22 protein-coding genes are annotated in these 18,709 nt (G+C 68.4%); 13 read left to right on the top strand and 9 right to left on the bottom strand.

Features of this window, described 5'->3' with window-relative positions; genetic code table 11:
• The first annotated feature begins 120 nt into the window (after nucleotides 1–120).
• Entirely contained in the window at nucleotides 121–1,227 is a 1,107-nt protein-coding gene (locus tag ACZY0Y_RS13860) for a GTP pyrophosphokinase (RefSeq protein ID WP_463882896.1), read from the top strand.
• Nucleotides 1,228–1,285: 58 nt separating this feature from the next.
• On the top strand, nucleotides 1,286–1,702 hold the full coding sequence (locus ACZY0Y_RS13855) for a hypothetical protein (RefSeq protein WP_463958545.1): 417 nt from the start codon (nucleotides 1,286–1,288) through the stop codon (nucleotides 1,700–1,702).
• 13 nt (nucleotides 1,703–1,715) lie between these two features.
• On the opposite strand, the gene ACZY0Y_RS13850 is transcribed toward ACZY0Y_RS13855, so the two are convergent.
• Both ACZY0Y_RS13850 and ACZY0Y_RS13845 read right to left on the bottom strand, forming a co-directional pair.
• Entirely contained in the window at nucleotides 1,716–2,456 is a 741-nt protein-coding gene (locus ACZY0Y_RS13850) for a Type 1 glutamine amidotransferase-like domain-containing protein (RefSeq protein WP_463958543.1), read from the bottom strand.
• Between the two features lie 208 nt (nucleotides 2,457–2,664).
• Complete coding sequence (locus ACZY0Y_RS13845; protein WP_463882891.1) at nucleotides 2,665–3,105, bottom strand: protein-tyrosine phosphatase family protein; 441 nt, start codon at nucleotides 3,103–3,105, stop codon at nucleotides 2,665–2,667.
• A gap of 235 nt (nucleotides 3,106–3,340) precedes the next feature.
• Between ACZY0Y_RS13845 and ACZY0Y_RS13840 the strand changes: the two genes are divergently transcribed.
• The gene (locus tag ACZY0Y_RS13840) at nucleotides 3,341–3,634 is read left to right on the top strand and encodes a DUF4287 domain-containing protein (protein WP_463882890.1); all 294 of its coding nucleotides are present in this window, start codon (nucleotides 3,341–3,343) and stop codon (nucleotides 3,632–3,634) included.
• A gap of 26 nt (nucleotides 3,635–3,660) precedes the next feature.
• Here the strand turns inward: ACZY0Y_RS13840 and ACZY0Y_RS13835 are convergent, their stop codons facing one another.
• On the bottom strand, nucleotides 3,661–5,175 hold the full coding sequence (locus ACZY0Y_RS13835; protein ID WP_463958542.1) for a SulP family inorganic anion transporter: 1,515 nt from the start codon (nucleotides 5,173–5,175) through the stop codon (nucleotides 3,661–3,663).
• Nucleotides 5,176–5,455: 280 nt separating this feature from the next.
• On the opposite strand from ACZY0Y_RS13835, the gene ACZY0Y_RS13830 reads away from it, so the two are divergent.
• Nucleotides 5,456–6,463: a bile acid:sodium symporter family protein gene (locus ACZY0Y_RS13830; protein ID WP_463884670.1), complete on the top strand. Its 1,008-nt coding sequence runs from the start codon at nucleotides 5,456–5,458 to the stop codon at nucleotides 6,461–6,463.
• A 23-nt stretch (nucleotides 6,464–6,486) separates the two neighbouring features.
• Here ACZY0Y_RS13830 and ACZY0Y_RS13825 read toward each other — a convergent pair whose 3' ends face one another.
• Together ACZY0Y_RS13825 and ACZY0Y_RS19895 are read right to left on the bottom strand one after the other, a co-directional pair.
• Entirely contained in the window at nucleotides 6,487–7,053 is a 567-nt protein-coding gene (locus ACZY0Y_RS13825) for a LacI family DNA-binding transcriptional regulator (protein ID WP_463958540.1), read from the bottom strand.
• A 282-nt stretch (nucleotides 7,054–7,335) separates the two neighbouring features.
• Nucleotides 7,336–7,455 carry a DUF8730 family Cys-rich protein gene (locus ACZY0Y_RS19895; protein ID WP_498049657.1) on the bottom strand — a complete coding sequence of 40 codons (120 nt, stop codon included), beginning with the start codon at nucleotides 7,453–7,455 and terminating at the stop codon, nucleotides 7,336–7,338.
• 119 nt (nucleotides 7,456–7,574) lie between these two features.
• Between ACZY0Y_RS19895 and ACZY0Y_RS13820 the strand changes: the two genes are divergently transcribed.
• Entirely contained in the window at nucleotides 7,575–8,891 is a 1,317-nt protein-coding gene (locus tag ACZY0Y_RS13820) for an MFS transporter (protein WP_463958538.1), read from the top strand.
• Nucleotides 8,888–9,433 carry a hypothetical protein gene (locus ACZY0Y_RS13815; RefSeq protein ID WP_463958537.1) on the top strand — a complete coding sequence of 182 codons (546 nt, stop codon included), beginning with the start codon at nucleotides 8,888–8,890 and terminating at the stop codon, nucleotides 9,431–9,433. Before ACZY0Y_RS13820 ends, ACZY0Y_RS13815 begins: the two co-directional genes overlap by 4 nt.
• 24 nt (nucleotides 9,434–9,457) lie before the next feature.
• Here ACZY0Y_RS13815 and ACZY0Y_RS13810 read toward each other — a convergent pair whose 3' ends face one another.
• Nucleotides 9,458–9,883, bottom strand: coding sequence for a DsrE family protein (locus tag ACZY0Y_RS13810; protein ID WP_463958536.1), 426 nt, complete (start codon nucleotides 9,881–9,883; stop codon nucleotides 9,458–9,460).
• A 251-nt stretch (nucleotides 9,884–10,134) separates the two neighbouring features.
• On the opposite strand from ACZY0Y_RS13810, the gene ACZY0Y_RS13805 reads away from it, so the two are divergent.
• Genes ACZY0Y_RS13805 through ACZY0Y_RS13795 form a run of 3 tightly spaced genes read left to right on the top strand, consistent with a single transcriptional unit; the run spans nucleotide 10,135 to nucleotide 12,324 of the window.
• A complete protein-coding gene (locus tag ACZY0Y_RS13805; RefSeq protein WP_463884681.1) occupies nucleotides 10,135–10,890 on the top strand; it encodes a DsbA family protein in 756 nt (251 codons plus the stop codon).
• Nucleotides 10,890–11,828 (top strand): cytochrome c biogenesis CcdA family protein, encoded by a 939-nt coding sequence (locus tag ACZY0Y_RS13800; protein WP_463958534.1) that lies wholly within the window; start codon nucleotides 10,890–10,892, stop codon nucleotides 11,826–11,828. Before ACZY0Y_RS13805 ends, ACZY0Y_RS13800 begins: the two co-directional genes overlap by 1 nt.
• Nucleotides 11,815–12,324 (top strand): hypothetical protein, encoded by a 510-nt coding sequence (locus tag ACZY0Y_RS13795; RefSeq protein WP_463958532.1) that lies wholly within the window; start codon nucleotides 11,815–11,817, stop codon nucleotides 12,322–12,324. Before ACZY0Y_RS13800 ends, ACZY0Y_RS13795 begins: the two co-directional genes overlap by 14 nt.
• Here the strand turns inward: ACZY0Y_RS13795 and ACZY0Y_RS13790 are convergent.
• Nucleotides 12,321–13,100, bottom strand: coding sequence for a GntR family transcriptional regulator (locus tag ACZY0Y_RS13790; RefSeq protein WP_463958531.1), 780 nt, complete (start codon nucleotides 13,098–13,100; stop codon nucleotides 12,321–12,323). The genes ACZY0Y_RS13795 and ACZY0Y_RS13790 overlap by 4 nt on opposite strands.
• A gap of 144 nt (nucleotides 13,101–13,244) precedes the next feature.
• Between ACZY0Y_RS13790 and ACZY0Y_RS13785 the strand changes: the two genes are divergently transcribed.
• The 4 genes from ACZY0Y_RS13785 (at nucleotide 13,245) to ACZY0Y_RS13770 (ending at nucleotide 16,456) form a co-directional block, all read left to right on the top strand.
• A complete protein-coding gene (locus ACZY0Y_RS13785) occupies nucleotides 13,245–13,856 on the top strand; it encodes a hypothetical protein (RefSeq protein ID WP_463958529.1) in 612 nt (203 codons plus the stop codon).
• Nucleotides 13,857–13,962: 106 nt separating this feature from the next.
• The gene (locus ACZY0Y_RS13780; RefSeq protein WP_463884689.1) at nucleotides 13,963–14,523 is read left to right on the top strand and encodes a copper resistance CopC family protein; all 561 of its coding nucleotides are present in this window, start codon (nucleotides 13,963–13,965) and stop codon (nucleotides 14,521–14,523) included.
• Nucleotides 14,524–14,576: 53 nt separating this feature from the next.
• The gene (locus ACZY0Y_RS13775; protein ID WP_463958527.1) at nucleotides 14,577–15,179 is read left to right on the top strand and encodes a copper chaperone PCu(A)C; all 603 of its coding nucleotides are present in this window, start codon (nucleotides 14,577–14,579) and stop codon (nucleotides 15,177–15,179) included.
• Nucleotides 15,176–16,456, top strand: a complete 1,281-nt coding sequence (locus tag ACZY0Y_RS13770) for a Dyp-type peroxidase (RefSeq protein ID WP_463958525.1) — start codon at nucleotides 15,176–15,178, stop codon at nucleotides 16,454–16,456. The genes ACZY0Y_RS13775 and ACZY0Y_RS13770 overlap by 4 nt, the downstream gene beginning before the upstream one ends.
• 97 nt (nucleotides 16,457–16,553) lie before the next feature.
• On the opposite strand, the gene ACZY0Y_RS13765 is transcribed toward ACZY0Y_RS13770, so the two are convergent.
• Nucleotides 16,554–17,909, bottom strand: a complete 1,356-nt coding sequence (locus tag ACZY0Y_RS13765; RefSeq protein WP_463958523.1) for a sensor histidine kinase — start codon at nucleotides 17,907–17,909, stop codon at nucleotides 16,554–16,556.
• Nucleotides 17,906–18,595 carry a response regulator transcription factor gene (locus ACZY0Y_RS13760; protein WP_463884696.1) on the bottom strand — a complete coding sequence of 230 codons (690 nt, stop codon included), beginning with the start codon at nucleotides 18,593–18,595 and terminating at the stop codon, nucleotides 17,906–17,908. The genes ACZY0Y_RS13765 and ACZY0Y_RS13760 overlap by 4 nt, the downstream gene beginning before the upstream one ends.
• Nucleotides 18,596–18,709: the final 114 nt, after the last annotated feature.

Here is an 18,709-nt window from a genome sequence, read left to right as displayed (position 1 = left end):
GCCTACCTTGAGCGCCGCGCGGCACGGCGTAAGGCGGCTGCGGCCCGGGTTGGCGGCCGCAGCCGATCGCCCCGGGGGTGTCAGCCCTCCGCCGTCGTACCCCGGCCGTAAGCTGGAGGCATGGCGAGCAACTGGGATCGACTGGACGTGAACCTGCGCGACTCCGTGCAGGAAAACGTGGAACTCTACGAGCGGGTGCGCCCTGCCCTGAAGCTGGTCACGCGCGAGGTCCTGCTGACACTTCGGGCCATGCTCAAGGGCACCGAAGTGACACCGCTGTTCGTCACCGGCCGGACCAAGACGGTCGAATCGTTCCGCGAGAAGATCTCCCGCACGGAGGAGCCGCTGGAGCCGGGCGGTCCGCCGGTGCTGAAGTTCCCGGACCCGTTCCGGACCCTGAATGACATGGTGGGGATCCGGGTGATCACCAAGCTGCCGGCGGAAAATGCGGTGGTGGCCAACCTGATCAAACGCCAGCGCCAGCTCTTTGACTGCCGCGGCGACCGCGAGAAGGACATCGGCTCGATCGAGTCGGGGACCTACGGCTATTCCAGCCGGCACCTGATCCTGCGGACCATCCAGAACGAGGCCGTCAAGGAGTACCAGCAGGCCTTCAACCCGGAGGTCCAGCCGAACGGCAGCTACTTCTTCGAATGCCAGATCCGCACCGTGTTCGCGCACGCCTGGAGCGAAATCGAGCACGACATCCGGTTCAAGGCCGAGGATCCGCGCGCCTGGACGCCGCACTTCGACCGCCAGTTCACCGCCACCGCCGCCATGCTGGAAACCGTGGAGGGAGCGTTCGCTGACCTGCACGAACGCTACGAGGAGGTCCGCAGCTACTGGGACATGGACGGCGAAGGCGCAGCCCAGCTCACCCCGAACCGGATCCGCGACGTCTGGCGCACGCTCCTGCCCCACGTGGACCGGAAGGTCGACGACGACTGGGGCTGGGCCGCCGAGCTGATGGCAGCCCACGGCCTTAACCAGACCATGCAGCTGGCCGGGCTGCTCAGCGCCAACCGCATCACCGAGGTCCGCAAGGCCCTGGACCACCGCTACTCCCCCGGCCCGGACCGGCTCCTCGATGACCTGCTGCTCTGGCAGTACGGCACCAAACACATCGATCTCACCGCGGAACCGGCCGACGCCGTCCCGCACCCGCGGCGCGACAGCCTCCAGCGGCGGCTCAAACAGATCGAGCGCTACCGGCTGACGCAGGGGTAGTCTTCCCGGCACGTGTGCCCTCGCCGGCCCGGGTCCGCTGGTGCTAGGTTCTGGGACTATGACCCCGAGTACCAGGATGACGATCATGGCCACGCTGGTGACGGCGGCAGGGCTGTTTTCGTTGCTGACCGGCGTTCTGGAGGCGGTGCGGGTCTATGCCATTGACTCCGTCGATCCCGGGCTGGCACGGCTGGGTCTTGCAGCCATGATCATCGGCGGCCTGACAACTGCGGCCATAGGTCTTGGCGTTTTGCTTGCACGCGGAGGGCTGCCCCTGCCCGGAACCGTTGCGGTCGTTGCCGGATGGCTGATCATCTGGTTCCCCTTGACCATTGCCCTGGGAATTGCCACGGACAGGCACTTGGGGTCCCAGCTTGCGGCGACCGCCCTCTGCGCCCTCGGCATTTTCTCCGCTGTTGCGGCCTTCGCCCGGTCACGGCGCGGAGTCTCCGGAGCAACGAACGCCGCGGAGTGAGTCACTTGAGCTCCTATAGCCCGGCCGGTTCCAGCCGTTCCTCGACTACTTCGGCGGCTGAGCCGCCGGACGCGCTCAGCCGCACGCGGTAGGCGGCCTTGCCCGGCGTTTCCGTGACGGCCCCGACCAGCTCGGTCCCGCGGTAGAGCAGGCCCACGCCGTCGTCGGTGCAGTGGGTCTCGTCCAGTGTTCCGTCCGCCACCAGGCGGTGCACGAGCGGGCGGCGTGCGGCTTCTGAGTCGTAATGGACTCCGTTGTCGTACGGGAGCAGCCCGAGCCCGTTGCTCACGGCGCGAAGCTCGGGACCGAATGAATCCGTCGTTCCGCCGTTGAACCAGCAGATCGAACCGGCCGAAACGCCGGCCAGCACCACTCCGGCTTCCCAGACGCGCCGGAAGATCCCGTCCAGTTCATGGGCGCGCCAGACGGCGAGGAGGTTGACCACGGAACCGCCGTTGACCCACACGACGTCCTGGCCGAGAAGGAACTCCTCGATGTTGCCGACGTTGGGCATGCTGAACAGGTTCAGGTGGCTGAGCTGGAAGCCGGCGACGTTTCCCGCTTCGCTGATCTCGTTGTTGAACCACCGCTGGTCCCCGCTGGCGGTGCCGACGTGCGCGACCCTGGGCGCCCGCCCGGTGACACCGGACAAGTCCACCGCATAATGGACCAGTTTGTTGAATTCCAGGCGTGTGCGTGTCCCCGGCTTGTAGCCGCCGGAGGTCGCAAGAATTGTCGGACTTTCGGCAGGCATAAAGAGTGTCTCCTTGATCGGGGCAAACATTGCACTTGAGCCTACCGAGGTCGGCCGGAACAGCTAACGCGTCCCGGGCCAGCCGGCGCGGCCGCCTCGCGCCTGCGATGCGCGGAATTCCGGGCGCTACCCGGATACGGGCGCGGTCAGGAATTTGGCGCGTCGAGATGGGGCCGGCGCGTCGAGAAAGGCTGGGCGCGGCGGCGTCTCAGGCGTCCGGGCCCTGGAACCGGGCGACGTATTTCCGCTGCCACGGGGTCTCAACGGCTCCCCGCCGGTAGTTCGCGCGGACGAAGGCGACGGCGTCCGCGGCAGGGACACCGTCCAGGACGGCGATGCAGGCCAGTGCGGTGCCGGTCCGGCCCCGGCCGCCCCAGCAGGCGACTTCAACCCGCTCGCGCCCGGCGCGGCGCCAGGCCTCGATAAGCGCGTCCAGGGTGTCGGCGTCGTCGGCCGGAACGTGTAAGTCCCGCCAGCGGACCCAGCGCGAATCCCATGGCGCCGGGCCCGGGCGCTTTCCCAGCAGGTACAGGCCGAAGTCGGGACGCTGCCCGGCGGGAAACGGCCTGAGCAGCCCGCGGCCGCGGATGAGCCGGCCGGACGGAAGTTCCAGGACTCCGCTCTGGCCCGGATCCCAGGTCTGCGTCATGTTCCCGAGCGTAGCCCTTCCGCCGGCATCACGCACCGGCTGCGTTCCCGCCCAGTTCCACCCCGGCCGCAGCCCCGAAGCGCTGCCAATCCGTCCGACACGCCGGGCGTTTCCGTGTCCGCGCAGAAGCAACTGGGCAGGAGCGCGCCGGGTTCGGAATGAGGAAGCTCTGGCGGGACGCGCCGGCTGTCCCTGGAGTGGCGAAGTAACCGCCAACCGCTGAAAGGAAGCCAGCATGTCGTTCCAGGCCTATCTCGACACCATCGAAGACAAGACCGGCCTCACCCCGCGCCAACTCGTGGAGCTGGCCGGGCAGAAGGGGTTCACCGACCCCTCCGTGAAGGCCGGTACCATCCTCGACTGGCTCAAGGAGGACTACGAGCTTGGACGCGGCCACGGCATGGCGCTGGTCCACGTCATCAAGAACGGGCCGCAGATCGATTCCAAGCACGTCGGATCCTCCGGCGTGCACCGCGACGGCTCCGACACGCGCTGGCTGGACGGCAAAGCGACCAAACCAGCGCCCTGACAGCGGAGGGGACGCGCGCTCCCGCCCTAGTGGCCCGCGCCGAGCTTGCCGCCAAGGCGTTCGCGCATCAGGATGCTGGCATCGTTGAGGCCGACGATCTTCACGTCCTTGCCGTGGTGCCGGTACTTCTCGGTGACGGCATCCAGTGCGGCGATCGTCGAGGCGTCCCAGAGGTGGCTGGCATGCATGTCGATGACCACACGATCGGGGTCCAGGGCGTATTCGAACTGGGTGTAGAGGTCGTTGGAGGAGGCGAAGAAGAGTTCGCCGTCCACGACGTACGTGGCCACCGGGACGCCGTCGGCCTCTGCCACGGTCCGTTCCACCGTCACGAAGTGCGCCACACGCCGGGCGAACAGGACCATCGCCACCAGCACGCCGACGCTGACGCCGATCGCCAGGTTGTGGGTGGCCACGGTGACGATGACGGTGGCGACCATGACCAGCGTTTCGCTCTTGGGCAGCGCCTTCAGCGTGGACGGCCGGATGCTGTGCCAGTCGAAGGTCGCCGCTGAAACGAAGATCATCACGGCCACGAGGGCGCCCATCGGGATCAGCGAGACGATATCGCCGAGGACCACCACGATGATCAGCAGGAATACACCGGCCAGGAAGGTGGAGATCCGGGTCCGGGCGCCGGAGGCCTTGACGTTGATCATGGTCTGGCCGATCATCGCGCAGCCGCCCATGCCGCAGAAGACGCCGGTGACGATGTTCGCCACGCCCTGACCCCAGGCCTCTCGGGTTTTGTGGGACCGGGTATCGGTGATGTCGTCGACGAGCTTCGCGGTCATGAGGGATTCGAGCAGCCCCACGAAGGCCATGGCCAGAGCGTACGGGAAGATAACCTGCAGGGTTTCGAGGCTGAACGGCACGTTCGGGATGAACAGGGCCGGCAGGGAATCGGGCAGCGCACCCTTGTCCCCCACCGTGGGAACGGCAACGGCGGCCAGCACCGTGATGAGCGTCAGGACCACGATCGCCACAAGCGGCGCGGGGATGGCCCGGGTCAGCCGGGGCAGTCCGAAGACAATCAGCAGGCCCAGTGCAGTGAGCGGGTAGACCAGCCAGGGGACGCCGATCAGCTCGGGGACCTGGGACATGAAGATCAGGATGGCCAGGGCGTTGACGAAGCCGACCATAACCGAGCGCGGGATGAACCGCATGAGCTTCGCCACCCCGAACAAGCCCAGAATGACCTGGAAGACGCCGGCCAGGATGACCGCTGCGACGAGGTAGTCCAGGCCGTGGGACTTCACCAGCGGGGCGATCACGAGGGCAACGGCGCCGGTAGCCGCCGAGATCATTGCCGGGCGGCCGCCGACGAAGGCGATGGTGACCGCCATGGTGAAGGAGGCGAAGAGACCGATCCGCGGATCGACGCCGCCGATGATCGAGAAGGCGATAGCCTCCGGAATCAGGGCCAATGCGACGACCAGCCCGCCGAGGACCTCGGTCTTCAGCCGGCGCGGGGAGCGCAGGGTGCCACGGACGGACTGGAGCTGCTCCGGAGTCAGGGCCGGGGCGGATTTGGTGGCCATTGCTGGCTCCGTTCAGTCTCGGGAAGGCGCGACGCGGCGGCTTCGGTATTCAGCAACGGCTGGGGGACGTCGGCAAAGTGGGGCGCCGCAACGCGCCGGAAGGGAAGTCAGGAGGCGAGGGTGTCGGCCCGAAGCGGCCGGCTCGTCCTGCAAGGGCAACTTTACCGTGGGCGCCGGGAGCCGCCTCCCGCGGGCCGGCCGCCCCAAAGAAATCTGACATATTCGCCTGCGGAACGGTCACGAACTGGTTCCGGGGCGCCGGCAGTGGCACCATGCTTGGATGCTTGAGGCAACCAAAACCCCGCAGTCCGCCCCGGAGACCAGCGCTGGCGCGGTCCCGGTCAATCCCGCCCTCGCCGCCGAGGCCAAGATCGCCCGCATCGCGGTGACCGTTTTCCCGCTGCTGGTCGTCATCGCCGGTGTCGCCGGGTACCTGCTGCCGGGCGCCTTCAAGCCACTCGGCCCCAGCGTGCCGTATCTCCTGGGCATCATCATGTTCTGCATGGGCTTGACTCTGACCCCGCCTGACTTCGCCTCCGTGGCGAAGCGTCCCTGGGCCGTGGTCCTGGGCATTGTGGCGCACTACGTCATCATGCCAGGTGCCGGCTGGCTGATCGCCGTCGCCCTGAACCTGTCGCCGGAACTGGCCGTAGGCCTGATCCTCGTGGGCTGCGCACCCTCGGGCACCGCGTCCAACGTGATGGCGTTCCTGGCCAAGGGCGACGTCGCCCTCTCGGTCGCCGTCGCCTCCGTGTCCACCCTGATCGCCCCGATCGTGACGCCGCTGCTGGTGTTGTTCCTGGCCGGCTCCTATCTGCAGATCGACGCCGGCGGCATGGTGCTGGACATCGTCAAGACCGTCCTGCTGCCGGTGATCGCCGGCCTGCTGGCCCGCCTTTTCCTCAAGAAGCTCGTGGCCCGGGTGCTGCCGGTCCTGCCCTGGGCCTCTGCCGTCGTGATTTCCCTGATTGTGGCGATTGTGGTGGCCGGCAGCGCCAGCAAGATCGTCGCCGCCGGCGGGATCGTGTTCCTTGCCGTGGTGCTGCACAACGGCTTCGGCCTGGGCCTGGGGTACCTGGCCGGCAAGCTGGGGCGCCTGGATGACAAGGCCCGCCGCGCGCTGGCCTTCGAGGTCGGCATGCAGAATTCGGGCCTGGCCGCGACCCTGGCCACGGCGCACTTCAGCCCGCTGACGGCGCTGCCGTCGGCCGTGTTCTCGCTCTGGCACAACATCTCCGGCGCGATCGTAGCGGCGTGGCTGGCGCGGCGCCCGCTGCGGGACTCGTAAAGGCCGGCGCCCGGCCAGGGCGTTTAGCCGCGCAGCCGTTCGAGCATCATCGCGACGGCGCGCTCGGCGAGCGCATCCGCCGTGCCCGCGGCCCCCGGCGCCAGCACGTCGACGCCGTCCGGCTGCAGAGTGTCCGAGAAGGCCAGCTGGGCAACGCCGCGGGCAGCGAGTTCCGTCATCGTCTCGAGGTCGGCGGCGGTGCGCTCCGCCGGCTTCGAGCCGAGGATGACGGCGTCGGCGCCTCCTGAGAGCATGAACTGCCGCCAGCTCCCGCCCACAAGGATGACCGGCTGGTAGCCGTGCCGGGGCAGGGTCCCGGCGGCTGCCACGGCGAGCGCGCGGTCCCAGGAATCCTCAAGGTCGGTGATGGCCACCGCCACGACGTCGGTGCGTCCGCGCCGCATCCCGCGGGCGGCCCGGTTCGGCACATAGCCCAGTTCGCGGGCCGCGGCATGAACGCGGTCCTGGGTGGGCTGGCTGATCCGGGTGTTGCCGCCGGGACGGCCCGAAAGCACGTAGGAGACAGTGGTCAGGGACACCCCTGCGGCCTCCGCGACGTCGCGGATGGTGGGCTTGGATCCGTGCCGCACTGATAACTCCCGGGTACTTCTCCGCCGCTGTGTAGCGGCGCTGCTGAAAACGATAACACCTGTCGGCTACCGGAAATTCGGCCCGCTCTGATCTGTAGGGATGCTGCCCGGTGAGTGGTCAGAGGGGACGCCAGCGCTACCATCGCCGGAGAGGGCGTAGCGTTCAAATATGGCTCGGGCAATATCCATCCGGACCGAACGGGGCCGGTCCCGGACTAGACCCGGACCGGCCCCGATCGTAAATCCCGGGGCTCATAGATCCCGGGTCATCAGCGTTTTGCCCTAGTCGCCGCAGGTGCAGCGCTGGTCCTGGGGTACATCGGCCATGACCGAGTCGACATGCTCGCCGCAGCCGGCCCAGGTGATTTTTCCGCAACGATTACAACGAACTGCAGCGCACATAGGATCTCCAAAATCGGGGTGCCGCGGATGCCGCACCTAATACCAACAATAATACCCCATAGGGTATATTGAAGGTGTCCCGGCCGCAGGGGCCATGCCCGGGAACGCAAAGGATCACCATGAGCACACATGAACGGCCGGAAGCCTTGAAGCCAGGCCGGTCCACCAGACCGGAAACAGTCACACCCCCGGCCCGGCCCGGCCCGGAAATTCCCCGCCTGCAGCGCCGTGTGGTCGCTGTTCTCGTCGGAGGCCAGATCCTCGGCGGCATCGGCATGGGAGCGACGCTTTCCCTGGGCTCCCTGCTTGCAGCGCAGCTTTCCGGGTCCAACGCGTGGTCCGGCATGGCCGCCACGATGAGTACCCTGGGCGCCGCCTTCGCGGCCGTCCCCCTGGCCCGGTTGGCCCAGGCCCGCGGCCGGCAGGTCTCGCTGTCCACCGGAGCCCTGATTGCCGGGGCGGGGGCCGTCACGGCAATCACCGCCGCCTCGCTGGGCGTCTTCCCGTTGCTGCTGTTGGGCCTGATGCTCCTCGGCGCGGGCTCCGCAGTGAATCTGCAGGCCCGTTTCGCCGCAACCGACCTGTCCCGCCCCGGGTCCCGGGGCCGGGACCTTTCGATCGTGGTGTGGTCCACAACGATCGGCGCCGTCCTGGGTCCCAACCTGTTCGGGCCCGGCGAGATCGTCGGGGCCGCCCTTGGCCTGCCCCCGCTGACGGGCGCTTTCGCCTTTTCCGTGGCCGCCCAACTGGCGGCCGCCGTCGTCTATGCAGCGGGCCTGCGGCCCGACCCCCTCCTCACTGCGATGGCCTCCCGGGTTACCGATCTCGAGGCACCCAAGCCCAAGAGCGGCCTGCGGATTCTGCGCAGCAACCCCCGGGCAAGGTATGCGGTGGCGGCCGTCGCCCTCAGCCACGCCACGATGGTGGCGCTCATGTCCATGACGCCCGTGCACCTGCGCGACCATGGGGCCAGCCTCACGGTGGTGGGCCTGACGATCAGCCTGCACATCGCCGGCATGTACGCGCTATCTCCCGTTTTCGGCTGGATGGCGGACAAGGTGGGGCGGCTGCCCACCATCCTGCTGGGCCAGACAATGCTGCTGATGTCACTCATCCTGGCCGGACTCGCGCCGGACTCCGGCACCGCCGTCACCACAAGCCTGATCCTGCTGGGGCTGGGCTGGTCCGCCTCCGTGGTTGCCGGGTCCGCCCTCGTGGCCGAGTCGGCGCATGTGCAGGACCGGCCGGCGATCCAGGGCGTGTCGGATCTGAGCATGAACGCGGCCGGGGCAACCGGAGGCGCGCTGGCCGGACCGGTCCTGGCCGCCGTCGGGTATTCCGGGCTCGGCTTCCTCTCCATCGCACTGGTGGCCACCGTAATCATCTGGACAGCCCTGCAGCCACGGCGTCCCGCCCAAGACCAGGAGCAGCCATGACCGTCAATAGCACACCCGAAGAGAACACCCGCCCGGTCACGGCCGAGGCACCCGCAAGCCGCAGCCGGCTGCGGCAGCTCCCGCAGGTGCTCCGCAACTGGTCCAGGGCACGGGTGGCCACGTCCATCGCTGCGGCCGCCCTTGCCGCCGTCTTCCTGGTGGCTGCCAACGGCATGATTGCCGGCGCCGGCACTGGCTGGACGGGCTTCGCCCTGGTGGGTGCGGGCTCGATCCTGGCCGGCTTCCTGGCTGGGAGCTACGTGAACGCACCGATCGGCGCGGCGGCGACGCTGTGCGATCTGCGCTGGCCCGTCCTGGGCCTCTTCGGCACGGTGTGGGCGAGCTCGGCGAGGGAAGCGCTTCCGTCAGTCCAGATCGCCGTCGGGCTGCTGTCCCTGGCCGTGATGGCATGGGCCTTGCACGCTCGACTGGAGCTGGAGCGCAAGGTCACGCTAGGCCGCAGCGGATCAGGAGATTCGGACGTCGACGTCTGCACCGACTGCCGCCCGCTTTTCCCCACAAAGGCGCGGCCACAGGGCTGAGCTGACAGGGAGAGCGGGTACTGGCTACAGGCGGATGTAAGCCCAGCCGTCCCATTGACGTTCGGCAAGGTGGGCGATGGCCGCCGGAACCATCCCGACGCCGGGCAGCAGGTGCTCCGCAGCCACCCCCGCCGACCGCAGGCTGTTCCCGCACGCCAGCACCCGGACGCCGCTGGCGACGGCGGCGGAGATGGCTTCACCGAAAACCGAGCCCTCCGCCAAGTGCGCCACCCCGGGCCCCTGGATGACAGCCTCGATGGGAACCCCTGGTCCGAGCGCCGCAACAGCGTTCTGGCTGCTGCGTAGCACCCCGGCAAGTGCGTCATCCGCCAAAGGACCGGCCGAATGGGCCACGAGCCCGCGCCAGCCCCGCCCTGCGCGCTCGCCCCGACGGGTCCCGCCGTTTTCGCCGGTGTCCTCGGCATGGCAGTCGGACGCAAATTCAGACATGCGATCTCCTTCGGCGCGGATGGGCCGCCCGCTTCGGAGCCGCGCCGGTCGTTTCCTGCATGCTAGCGCCCGCCCCCTTGAAATGTACAAACATTCCCTCGAAGACGGGCCGGCGTAAAGCGGCCCAGCTTCCCGCCCGGGTCCCCAAGTGGGATTTTGGGTGTTTTACAACGCCACATATGTCACGTAGCCTCGCAGACTATCAAATGTCTAAACATTTCGTTCCTCGACGGAACGCCTGAGGAGTCCGGATGCCCACTTTGACCAAGCCCGGGCCTGCAGCCGCCAAGCCACGCCCCCGCACTGCATCGATTGTCTTGCCTGCACTGGGCATCGCCGTGCTGCTGCTGTTCGTGGGACTGCTCTCCTACCAAGGTGCAGCGGCCCAAAAAGACGCCACCGAACAACAGCAGCAGTCCCAGGACCCCAAGAGCCCTGCCGGCGAAAAACTGGACATGTCCCGCCGGAAAGCAGACGATCCGACCGCGATCGGAAGCCAGGATGCTCCGGTCGTCCTGGTGGAGTATGCCGACTACCGCTGCCCCTTCTGCGGGCTGTTTTCCCGAGACACCCTTCCCCCGCTGGTGGCGAAATACGTCGACCGCGGCGACCTGAGACTGGAGTGGCGCGACCTACCGGTCTTCGGGGCGGAGTCGTCCGCCGCTGCCGTCGCCGGACGTGCGGCCGGCGAGCAGGGCCGGTTCTGGGAATTCAACAAGGCGGTCTACGCCATCGCGCCGGAACGCGGCCACGCGGAGTTGCCCCGGGAGCGGCTCGTCCAGCTTGCCGGCGACGCGGGAGTCCCTGATTTGAAGAAGTTCGAAGCGGATCTGGACTCCGCCGACCTCAAGGCGGCGGTGTCGAAAGATGCCCAGGAGGCCGCGTCCCTGGGCGCCACCGGCACCCCCACCTTCCTGGTGAACGACACCCCGCTCGTTGGGGCCCAGCCGCTGGCCAGCTTTGAGAAAGCCATCGATGCCGCACTGAAGTCGGCCAGGGGCAACTAATGGACATCGGCTACGCTGGCGCATTCCTGGGCGGCGTCCTGACCCTGTTGAGCCCTTGCTCGGCCCTCTTGTTGCCGGCCTTCTTTGCCTACGCCTTCTCCACCACGACCCGGCTGGTGGCACGGACGGGGCTGTTCTATCTGGGCTTGCTGAGCACCCTGGTGCCGCTGGGCATATTTGCCGGGGTTCTCGGCTCCCTTGTCACGCTGCACCGGCCAGTCCTGGTCGGCGTTTCGGCGGCCCTGGTGATGGTCCTGGGCGCCGCCCAGATCGCCGCAATCCGGCTTCCCTCCGGGCTCACGCCAACGGCGGGCACCGGGTCATCCCGGTTGTCCGTCTTCGCCCTGGGAACCGTCTACGGCGTCGCCGGGGTCTGCACCGGGCCCATTCTGGGCTCCATCCTGACCGTCGCGGCAGTCGGCGGCAACGCCGCCTACGGTGGCGCGCTGCTGGCAGTCTTCGCGCTCGGGATGGCGTTGCCGCTCTTTGTCCTGGCCCTCTTGTGGGACCGGCTGGGCATCTCCGGCCGCCGCTGGTTGCGTCCGCGGCCGCTCACCATCGGGGCGTGGTCGAACTCCTGGCTGATGATCATTTCCGGCCTCATTTCCGTCGGCATCGGCGTGCTCCTGCTGATCAGCGACGGGACGGCGGGGCTGGGCGGCGTGCTGACCGTTCAGGACCAGTTCCGGGCAGAATCGGTTGCCACCGAGGCAGCCGCCGGCATCCCCGATGTCGCTGTCGCCGGGGTCGCCGCCGTCGTTCTCGCGATCGGCATAGCACTGTATTTCAAGAGCCGGCGAAACGAGCCACCCATGACCCACCGAAAAGCCCCCGAAGCCGCCAGCCAACACAATGCGCCGGAGACCACGGCCAACCGGACCGCCAGTGCCGCCAGCCCGTGCCAGCCAAAGACAGGGATGACCGATGATCCGCAGTAAATGTGAAACCTTGCTTGCTGCCCTGGCGCAGTGGCCGGCGCGGCGCTGGCTGGCCGCGGCCGGCGTCGCCGCCCTCACGTACATCGTGGTGGCGGTGCCCACGGACCTGATCGATACGCCGCTTTTCAGCCGCGAGGTCCCGCCGACCTGGTGGTCCTTCCCGGTTCTCGGCGTCACGGCCGTCCTCACCGGGTTGCTGCTGGCCACCTACCTTTCCCGTGAACCCGCGGCCGACGCCGAGGCCGGCACCGAAGAGTCCGACAGCAAAGGCCGCTTCGGGGCTGCCGGCACCATCGTCTCTTTCTTTGCCGTGGGCTGCCCGGTCTGCAACAAGCTCGTTCTGCTGGCCCTCGGCACGTCCGGCGCCATGCAGTACTTCGAACCGATCCAGCCCCTGCTGGCGGCCCTCTCCATCGCCCTGCTGCTGTGGGCATTCGCGAAGAGGGCCACCTCTGAGGACCGTTGCCCGGTGCCTCGCGTGCGGGCGGCCCCTTAGTCTCGGCGGGGCGGCGTGGCCTTGCAGCCAAAGGCGGTCGCGATTGCCACCCGGTCGCCCAGGACATAGCTGCGCCGGAATTCGAGGTCGCGCGCCCGGTGGCAGCCGGTCCGCTCGATCAGCAACAACGCGGAGCCCTCCGGACACCCGAGCAGGGCCGCATGTGCGGGGGTGGCGAGCACGGCAGTGAGCTGCTCCGTGCCGCCGTCAAGCACGACGCCGCAGCGCCGGTCGAGCTCCCCGTACAGGGACGCGTCACGGAAGTCCGCCTCCAGCAGCTTCTCGGCGGTCGCTGCGGGGAGCCAGACCTGGTCGAGGCCGATCGGCTCGCCGTCGGCGAGGCGGACCCTCGAGAGGTGGAAGAGCTCGGCGTCCGGATCCAGGGAAAGCTTTGCCGCCACCTCCGGGTTGACCACCAGGTGCTGTTCCAGGACCACACTCCGGTGTTTCATCCCCGACTCCCGGATGGACGCCAGGACGCTGTAGATCGGTCCGTACGCCGTACTTCTTCCGGCGACCACCGTGGGCTTCTTCCCGGGGTGCGCGGTGATGTGCCCGGCATCGCGCAAGGGTGCCAGGGCGGCCCGGATCGTGCCACGGCTTACCCCAAAGCGTTGGGCCAGTTCCAGTTCACCGGGGAAACCTGCCTCAAACGCCCCGGCGAGGACTTCTTGCAGCAGCTCGGCGCTGACGGTTTTCCAGAGAGGGCTTCCCTTGGTCCGTTCAACAGCACGCCCCGCGCGGGAAGCGGATGCTGGCCCCTGGTCATCCTTCACGTCTCTCCCGACCGATTTACTCCACAAAGCTGCTGGCATTATGACGTTACTGCATCACACACGCCTGGTATCCGAGCCGGAACCCAGCAGGCACCAACGAAGTCTTCGACAGCCGGTAGAATTACCCGTGAGCAAGGAGGAAGAATGACGGCACACGGTCTGCGCCTTGTACGCGGCTGGATTGGCGCCGTCGTCGCGACCTCCATCGCCGCCGGTTCGCACTTCCTGGCCGGCGGGAACGCTCCCGAACTTCCGCTGCTCCTCCTGACGCTGGCCCTGTCCGGGCTGGCCTGCACCGCCCTCACGGGCCGCGGGCTGTCCCTGTGGCGGCTCTCCGCCGGCGTGGCTTTGAGCCAGGGACTCTTCCACTGGGTCTTCAGCTGGGCAGCGGCTCCGCATGTTTCCGGCGCTCCGGCCGGCGGCCACCTGGCCCATTCGTCCCTGCTGGAACCTGCCGCCGGAACGGTCTTTTCCCCCACGGCGGACCACGCCTCGCCGCTGATGTGGCTGGGGCACGCCGTTGCCGCCGTCCTGACCGTGGCCATCCTGCGCCACGGCGAGGTCGCCGCCGTCCGGCTGGTGCAGGCGATGCGACTGCACGTGACGGCTTTCCTCCCGCTTTTCCAGACCTTGCCGGCGTGTCCGCCCGCAGCCGCCCTGCCCGCCAACCGGCCCGTCAGGCCGCTGCGGAACCTCGGCGCGCCCCTGCTGGTGATGCGCCGCCGCGGGCCTCCCCTGCTTCCGCTCGTGTCCTAGGCGCCCGGCGCCTTCACCCGATACGCCCCGCAGCGCTGCCAAGACAGCGCCGGGGCGGGAAGCAGCCATGACAAAAAATAGCTCAAAAACATGGCGGAATCCTGGCTTGGGAGCAACACTGCTCGCCGCCCTCCTGCTCTGCGTAGGCGCCAGCCTCCCAGCAGCACCGGCGGCGTTCGCCCACGACCAGCTGATTTCGTCCAGTCCAGCGCCCGATGAGCGCCTGGACAAGAGTCCAGCCAGCATCATCCTGTCCTTCAGTTCGCCCCTGCTGGCGCTCGGCCATGAGGTCCGGGTCGTCGATGACAACGACAGGAACTGGGTAGCAGGCGCACCGGTCCTCACCCGGGAAACGCTGACCCAGGCGCTCCCGGAACTCCCCGACGGCGGCTATCAGGTCAGCTGGCGGGTGGTCTCTGCAGACGGTCACCCGATCAGTGGCGGCTACCGGATTCATGTCGGCAATCCTGCCGCCGCGCCGCCGGCGGCCTCCGCCAGCGCTGGTGCCAGCAGTGAACCCAGCGCGGCCGCCACAAACGGCACCGGTGACGGGGTACCGGGTTGGATGCCTGCCGCCGGAACGGCTGCGGCCGCCGGTCTCGGCATCTATCTGGCATTTATCGGCCTTCGGCGCATCAAGCGCAACACGCAATCCCCCAGCGAATAACACTTACCGGGCCGGCCCGCTGCGGCCGGCTGCCCCGATTCAGGAGTATCACCATGTCCAAAAAGCTCGTTTACCCTACCCTTTCCCTTCTCGCGGCGGCGGCCCTGGCACTCGCCGGCTGCGCCCCCTCAGCCTCGACGCCGGCACCATCCCCGTCGGCCACCGCCACCCCGGCCAATGCGGCCGTCGCGCTGGCAGTCAGCCAGCCGTGGGTCAAGGCCGCCGTTTCCGGTATGACCGGCGGTTTCGGCGTCCTCAAGAACACCTCCGACGCCGACATCACCGTCACCGGCGCCTCGACCCCGTCGGCCCGGATGGTCGAACTGCACGAAACAGCCATGGGACCCAACGGCGCCATGCAGATGCAAGCCAAGCAGGGCGGCTTTGTGATCCCTGCCGGCGGCGAACTGAAACTTGAGCCAGGGGCCAATCACATCATGTTGATGGGGCTTACCGCGCCGATCAACCCCGGTGCTGACGTCACGTTCACGCTTGAGCTGGCCGGCGGCGGCAGCTTCGAATTCACCGCAGTGGCGAAGGACTTCAGCGGCGCCAACGAGAACTATGTCGAAGAAGAAGGCGCCGGCATGTCCCACGGCCAGCCCTCCAGCACCGGCAGCGCACCCGGTTCGGCGCCGTCGTCGACCTCAAAATGAGCGCCGGGGACCAGCGGCCCGCCGGCGCAACCGCGGACAGTGAGGAGCCCGATGCCCCGCGGAAACTGCCGCGGCGCGGACTGCTCTTCGGCGGCGCCGCCGCCGGGCTGGGGGCGCTGGCCGCGGCCGGCGCCCACCTCGCCGGGGCGGGCGTCCAGCAGGCGGGGAACCCCGTCCCGGATGATCCCGCGGAGAACGTCCACGGCAGCGGCGTTGTTCCGTTTCACGGCGACCGCCAGGCGGGCATTACGACGGCGGCGCAGGCCCACGGCGTTTTTGTCGCCCTGGATTTGCGGCCCGGAACGACCCGCGCCGCGGTCAAGGCGCTCTTGCGGCTGCTCAGCGACGACGCCGCGAACCTCTGCGCGGGAAAACCGGCCCTGGCCGACACCGAGGGCGAACTCGCCCAGGTGCCGGCCCGGCTGACGGTCACGTTCGGTTTCGGACCCGGCCTGGTTGCCGCGGTGGACCCCGCCCGGGCGCCGGGCTGGCTGAAGCCGCTGCCGGCCTTCAGCATCGACCGGCTGCAGCCCGGATTCTCCGACGGTGATCTGCTTCTGCAGATCTGCGCGGATGATGCATTGACCGTGGCGCATGCCCAACGGATGCTCCTGAAGGACAGCCGGAGCTTCGCGACCGTCCGCTGGGTGCAGACCGGCTTCCGGCGTTCCTACGGCAGTGAAAAGTCCGGGACCACCATGCGGAACCTCTTCGGCCAGGTGGACGGGACGTCGAACCCTGCGCCGGGCAGCCCGGACAACGAGCGCGTGGTCTGGGGCGGCGGGGAAATTCCCGCATGGACGGCCAACGGCACGTCGGTGGTCATCCGCCGGATCGCGATGAATCTGGACAAGTGGGACGGGCTGGACCGCGTCGGCCGGGAGGAATCCGTGGGCCGCCGGTTGCCCAACGGCGCACCCCTGACCGGGACGCAGGAGCACGACGAGCCCGACCTGATCGCCGTGTCCAAGCTCGGGTTCCCGGTCATCTCGGACGTCTCGCACCTGCGCCGGGCCCGGCCGGAGGACAGTTCCCAGCGGATCTTTCGCCGGGCCTACAACTACGACGCCGCTCCCGGCGCCGGTGGGGTCTCGGACTCGGGGCTGATCTTCGTGTCCTACCAGGCCGACGTCGACAAGCAGTTCACGCCCATCCAGCGCCGGCTCGATCAAGTGGACATGCTCAATCAGTGGACGACGCCTGTCGGCTCCGCTGTGTTCGCCATCCCGCCGGGGTGCCGTGAGGACGGATTCGTCGGCGAGGAGCTGTTCGCCTGATCCCACGCAACGCGGGGTCACTTCGAGCCCATCCGACCGCCCCGGACAGGCGCGAAGTGACCCCGCATCAGGGCGCCGGAAGGTGCGGCCGTTCGGCTCAGCGGAGGCGGGGCAGATGCAGGGAGATGGTGGTCCCTTCCCCCGGGGTGGACGCCGCCTGGACGGTTCCGCCGTGGCTGGTCACGATTTCGCGGACCAGGGCGAGCCCGATGCCGGAGCCGGCGATCTGTTCTGCGGCCCTCCCCCGCCAGAGCCGGTCAAAGATGTGAGGCAGTTCCTCGGCGGGGATTCCCGGGCCGGTGTCGGCGACGGTGAGCACGGCCTCGCCGCCGTCGGCCAACGTCTTGAGGGTTACCTTGTCGCCCGTCCGGCAGTAGCGCGCGGTGTTGGCCAGCAGGTTGCCGACTGCCTGGTGCAGGCGATCGCCGTCGGCCCTGACCCACACGGGACCGGCGCTTTCCAGCTCCGTCGCCAGGCCGGCCGCCCGCAACTGCGGCTCTGAGCGGGAGAGGGCATCGGCAGCGAGCGCGGCAAGGTCCAGGGGTGCCAGGTCCAGGGAGAGCGCCGCCGTTTCGACGGCGGAGAGCTCGGCGAGGTCGGCGACTACCCGGCCGAGCCGGAGCGACTGGTCGTGCAATCCGGCCAGACCGGCCGGCGTCGGTTCCATGAGTCCGTCGCGCAGTTCCTCGAGCCCTGCCTGCAGGGCCGCGAGCGGCGTGCGCAGCTCGTGGGCCACATCTGCGGTGAGGTTGCGCCGTTCCGTATCGGACCGGACAACCGCGTCCGCCATGTCATTGAAGGCGTGGGCGAGGTCGCCGAGTTCGCCAGGTGCATCCCCGGCCGTGCGGACGTTCCGGTTTCCCGCGCCAAAGGAACGCGCCGCCTCCGTCATGCTGCGGATTGGCCGGACAAGCCTCCGTGTGACGAACCAGCTCGCGGCGACAGCCATTGTCAGTGCCACCACTGCAGCGATGGCGATCCACGTCCAGGCAACGTCGAGGATCCTCGTTCCACCATTCCCTCCGATCCCTCCGGGATTGACCCGCACTGCACCGACTCGAGTGCCATCGACGACGACATCGGCGGTCACCGCTCCTTGACCGCTGGAATCTGCCTGGCCGGCGTTTCCCCGGGCCGGGTTGCCGGAGCCGGCCAGCACATTACCGTCGGCGTCGACGATATTCAGGCGCGCCGATGCGGCGTCACCGATGGCCAGGGAACGACTCAGATCGGCGCCGTCCCACCCGCCAGCCTGTTGATAGGCGCCCGCGGCGGCAGCGGCTGCCGCCGCGGCCAGCTGTTTGCGGTCCGCCTGCTCCGCTGCATGAACACCACGGTCCACCCCGATCAGTGCAGCTGCGACCAGCACAAGAACCGACGAAACAGCCACCAGCACAAACGCCAGCAACAGACGCTTCCCGAGTTGTCCGAGGCCCTTCCCTGCGTGCCTCATTTCCGCTCATCCCGGTGCAGGCCCAGCCGGTAACCCACGCCGGTCACCGTTTCCACGACGTCTGCGGCTCGGGGTCCGAGCTTCCGCCGGAGGTTCTTGACGTGGGAGTCGATGGTGCGCTCGTAACCGGCATATTCGTAACCCCGGACACGGTTCACCAGCTCGTACCGCGAGTAGACCCGTCCCGGCGATGCCGCCACAGCGTCCAGCAGGTCCCATTCTGTTGGGGTCAGATCCAGCAGGTTCCCATCCAGCCATGCCTTGTGCAGGCCTGGGTCGATTCGCAGCCTGCCGCCACCATAGCTCGCCGCTGCGTCCGCAGCAGGGACACCTCCGAAGCGATGCAGCACGGCCTGCACCCGCAGGACCAGTTCATGCGGGCTGAAGGGCTTGGTCACATAGTCGTCGGCTCCCAGTTCGAGACCACGGATCCGGTCCTCAGTGCTGCTGCGCGCCGTCAGCACTATCACCGGAAGGCTTCCGAGCCTGTGGATCTCGCGGAGGATGTCGGTGCCGTCGACGTCGGGCAGCCCGAGATCCAGCACCACCAGGTCAGCGGACGGCAGAAGCCGCAGTGCTTCGGCGCCCGAGGGAGTGGTCAGGACGGAAAACCCCGCCCGTTCCAGGTAACGGCGCAGCACTTCACGGATGTCTTTTTCGTCCTCGACGACCAGCACGGTGGGCATAGGGCTAACACTAATGCCAGCTTTTGCGCCGGAAGGCAGGAGGAACGAATCTCCACACAATCTGCACACGGTCGCCAGCAGCACTGCACACGCGGGCGGCATCCTGTGTCTACA

This window comes from Pseudarthrobacter kochi (genome assembly GCF_055412805.1).
This window is presented reverse-complemented; position numbering and strand designations above follow the sequence as displayed.

Coding starts and splice junctions, on each gene's coding strand:
- ACZY0Y_RS13820 (WP_463958538.1), top strand. CDS start 7,575: ATGAGCACACATGAACGGCCGGAAGCCTTGAAGCCAGGCCGGTCCACC.
- ACZY0Y_RS13785 (WP_463958529.1), top strand. CDS start 13,245: ATGACGGCACACGGTCTGCGCCTTGTACGCGGCTGGATTGGCGCCGTC.
- ACZY0Y_RS13835 (WP_463958542.1), bottom strand. CDS start 5,175: ATGGCCACCAAATCCGCCCCGGCCCTGACTCCGGAGCAGCTCCAGTCC.
- ACZY0Y_RS19895 (WP_498049657.1), bottom strand. CDS start 7,455: ATGTGCGCTGCAGTTCGTTGTAATCGTTGCGGAAAAATCACCTGGGCC.
- ACZY0Y_RS13800 (WP_463958534.1), top strand. CDS start 10,890: ATGGACATCGGCTACGCTGGCGCATTCCTGGGCGGCGTCCTGACCCTG.
- ACZY0Y_RS13845 (WP_463882891.1), bottom strand. CDS start 3,105: ATGACGCAGACCTGGGATCCGGGCCAGAGCGGAGTCCTGGAACTTCCG.
- ACZY0Y_RS13830 (WP_463884670.1), top strand. CDS start 5,456: ATGCTTGAGGCAACCAAAACCCCGCAGTCCGCCCCGGAGACCAGCGCT.
- ACZY0Y_RS13815 (WP_463958537.1), top strand. CDS start 8,888: ATGACCGTCAATAGCACACCCGAAGAGAACACCCGCCCGGTCACGGCC.
- ACZY0Y_RS13765 (WP_463958523.1), bottom strand. CDS start 17,909: ATGAGGCACGCAGGGAAGGGCCTCGGACAACTCGGGAAGCGTCTGTTG.
- ACZY0Y_RS13795 (WP_463958532.1), top strand. CDS start 11,815: ATGATCCGCAGTAAATGTGAAACCTTGCTTGCTGCCCTGGCGCAGTGG.
- ACZY0Y_RS13770 (WP_463958525.1), top strand. CDS start 15,176: ATGAGCGCCGGGGACCAGCGGCCCGCCGGCGCAACCGCGGACAGTGAG.
- ACZY0Y_RS13855 (WP_463958545.1), top strand. CDS start 1,286: ATGACCCCGAGTACCAGGATGACGATCATGGCCACGCTGGTGACGGCG.
- ACZY0Y_RS13775 (WP_463958527.1), top strand. CDS start 14,577: ATGTCCAAAAAGCTCGTTTACCCTACCCTTTCCCTTCTCGCGGCGGCG.
- ACZY0Y_RS13860 (WP_463882896.1), top strand. CDS start 121: ATGGCGAGCAACTGGGATCGACTGGACGTGAACCTGCGCGACTCCGTG.
- ACZY0Y_RS13805 (WP_463884681.1), top strand. CDS start 10,135: ATGCCCACTTTGACCAAGCCCGGGCCTGCAGCCGCCAAGCCACGCCCC.
- ACZY0Y_RS13810 (WP_463958536.1), bottom strand. CDS start 9,883: ATGTCTGAATTTGCGTCCGACTGCCATGCCGAGGACACCGGCGAAAAC.
- ACZY0Y_RS13840 (WP_463882890.1), top strand. CDS start 3,341: ATGTCGTTCCAGGCCTATCTCGACACCATCGAAGACAAGACCGGCCTC.
- ACZY0Y_RS13760 (WP_463884696.1), bottom strand. CDS start 18,595: ATGCCCACCGTGCTGGTCGTCGAGGACGAAAAAGACATCCGTGAAGTG.
- ACZY0Y_RS13850 (WP_463958543.1), bottom strand. CDS start 2,456: ATGCCTGCCGAAAGTCCGACAATTCTTGCGACCTCCGGCGGCTACAAG.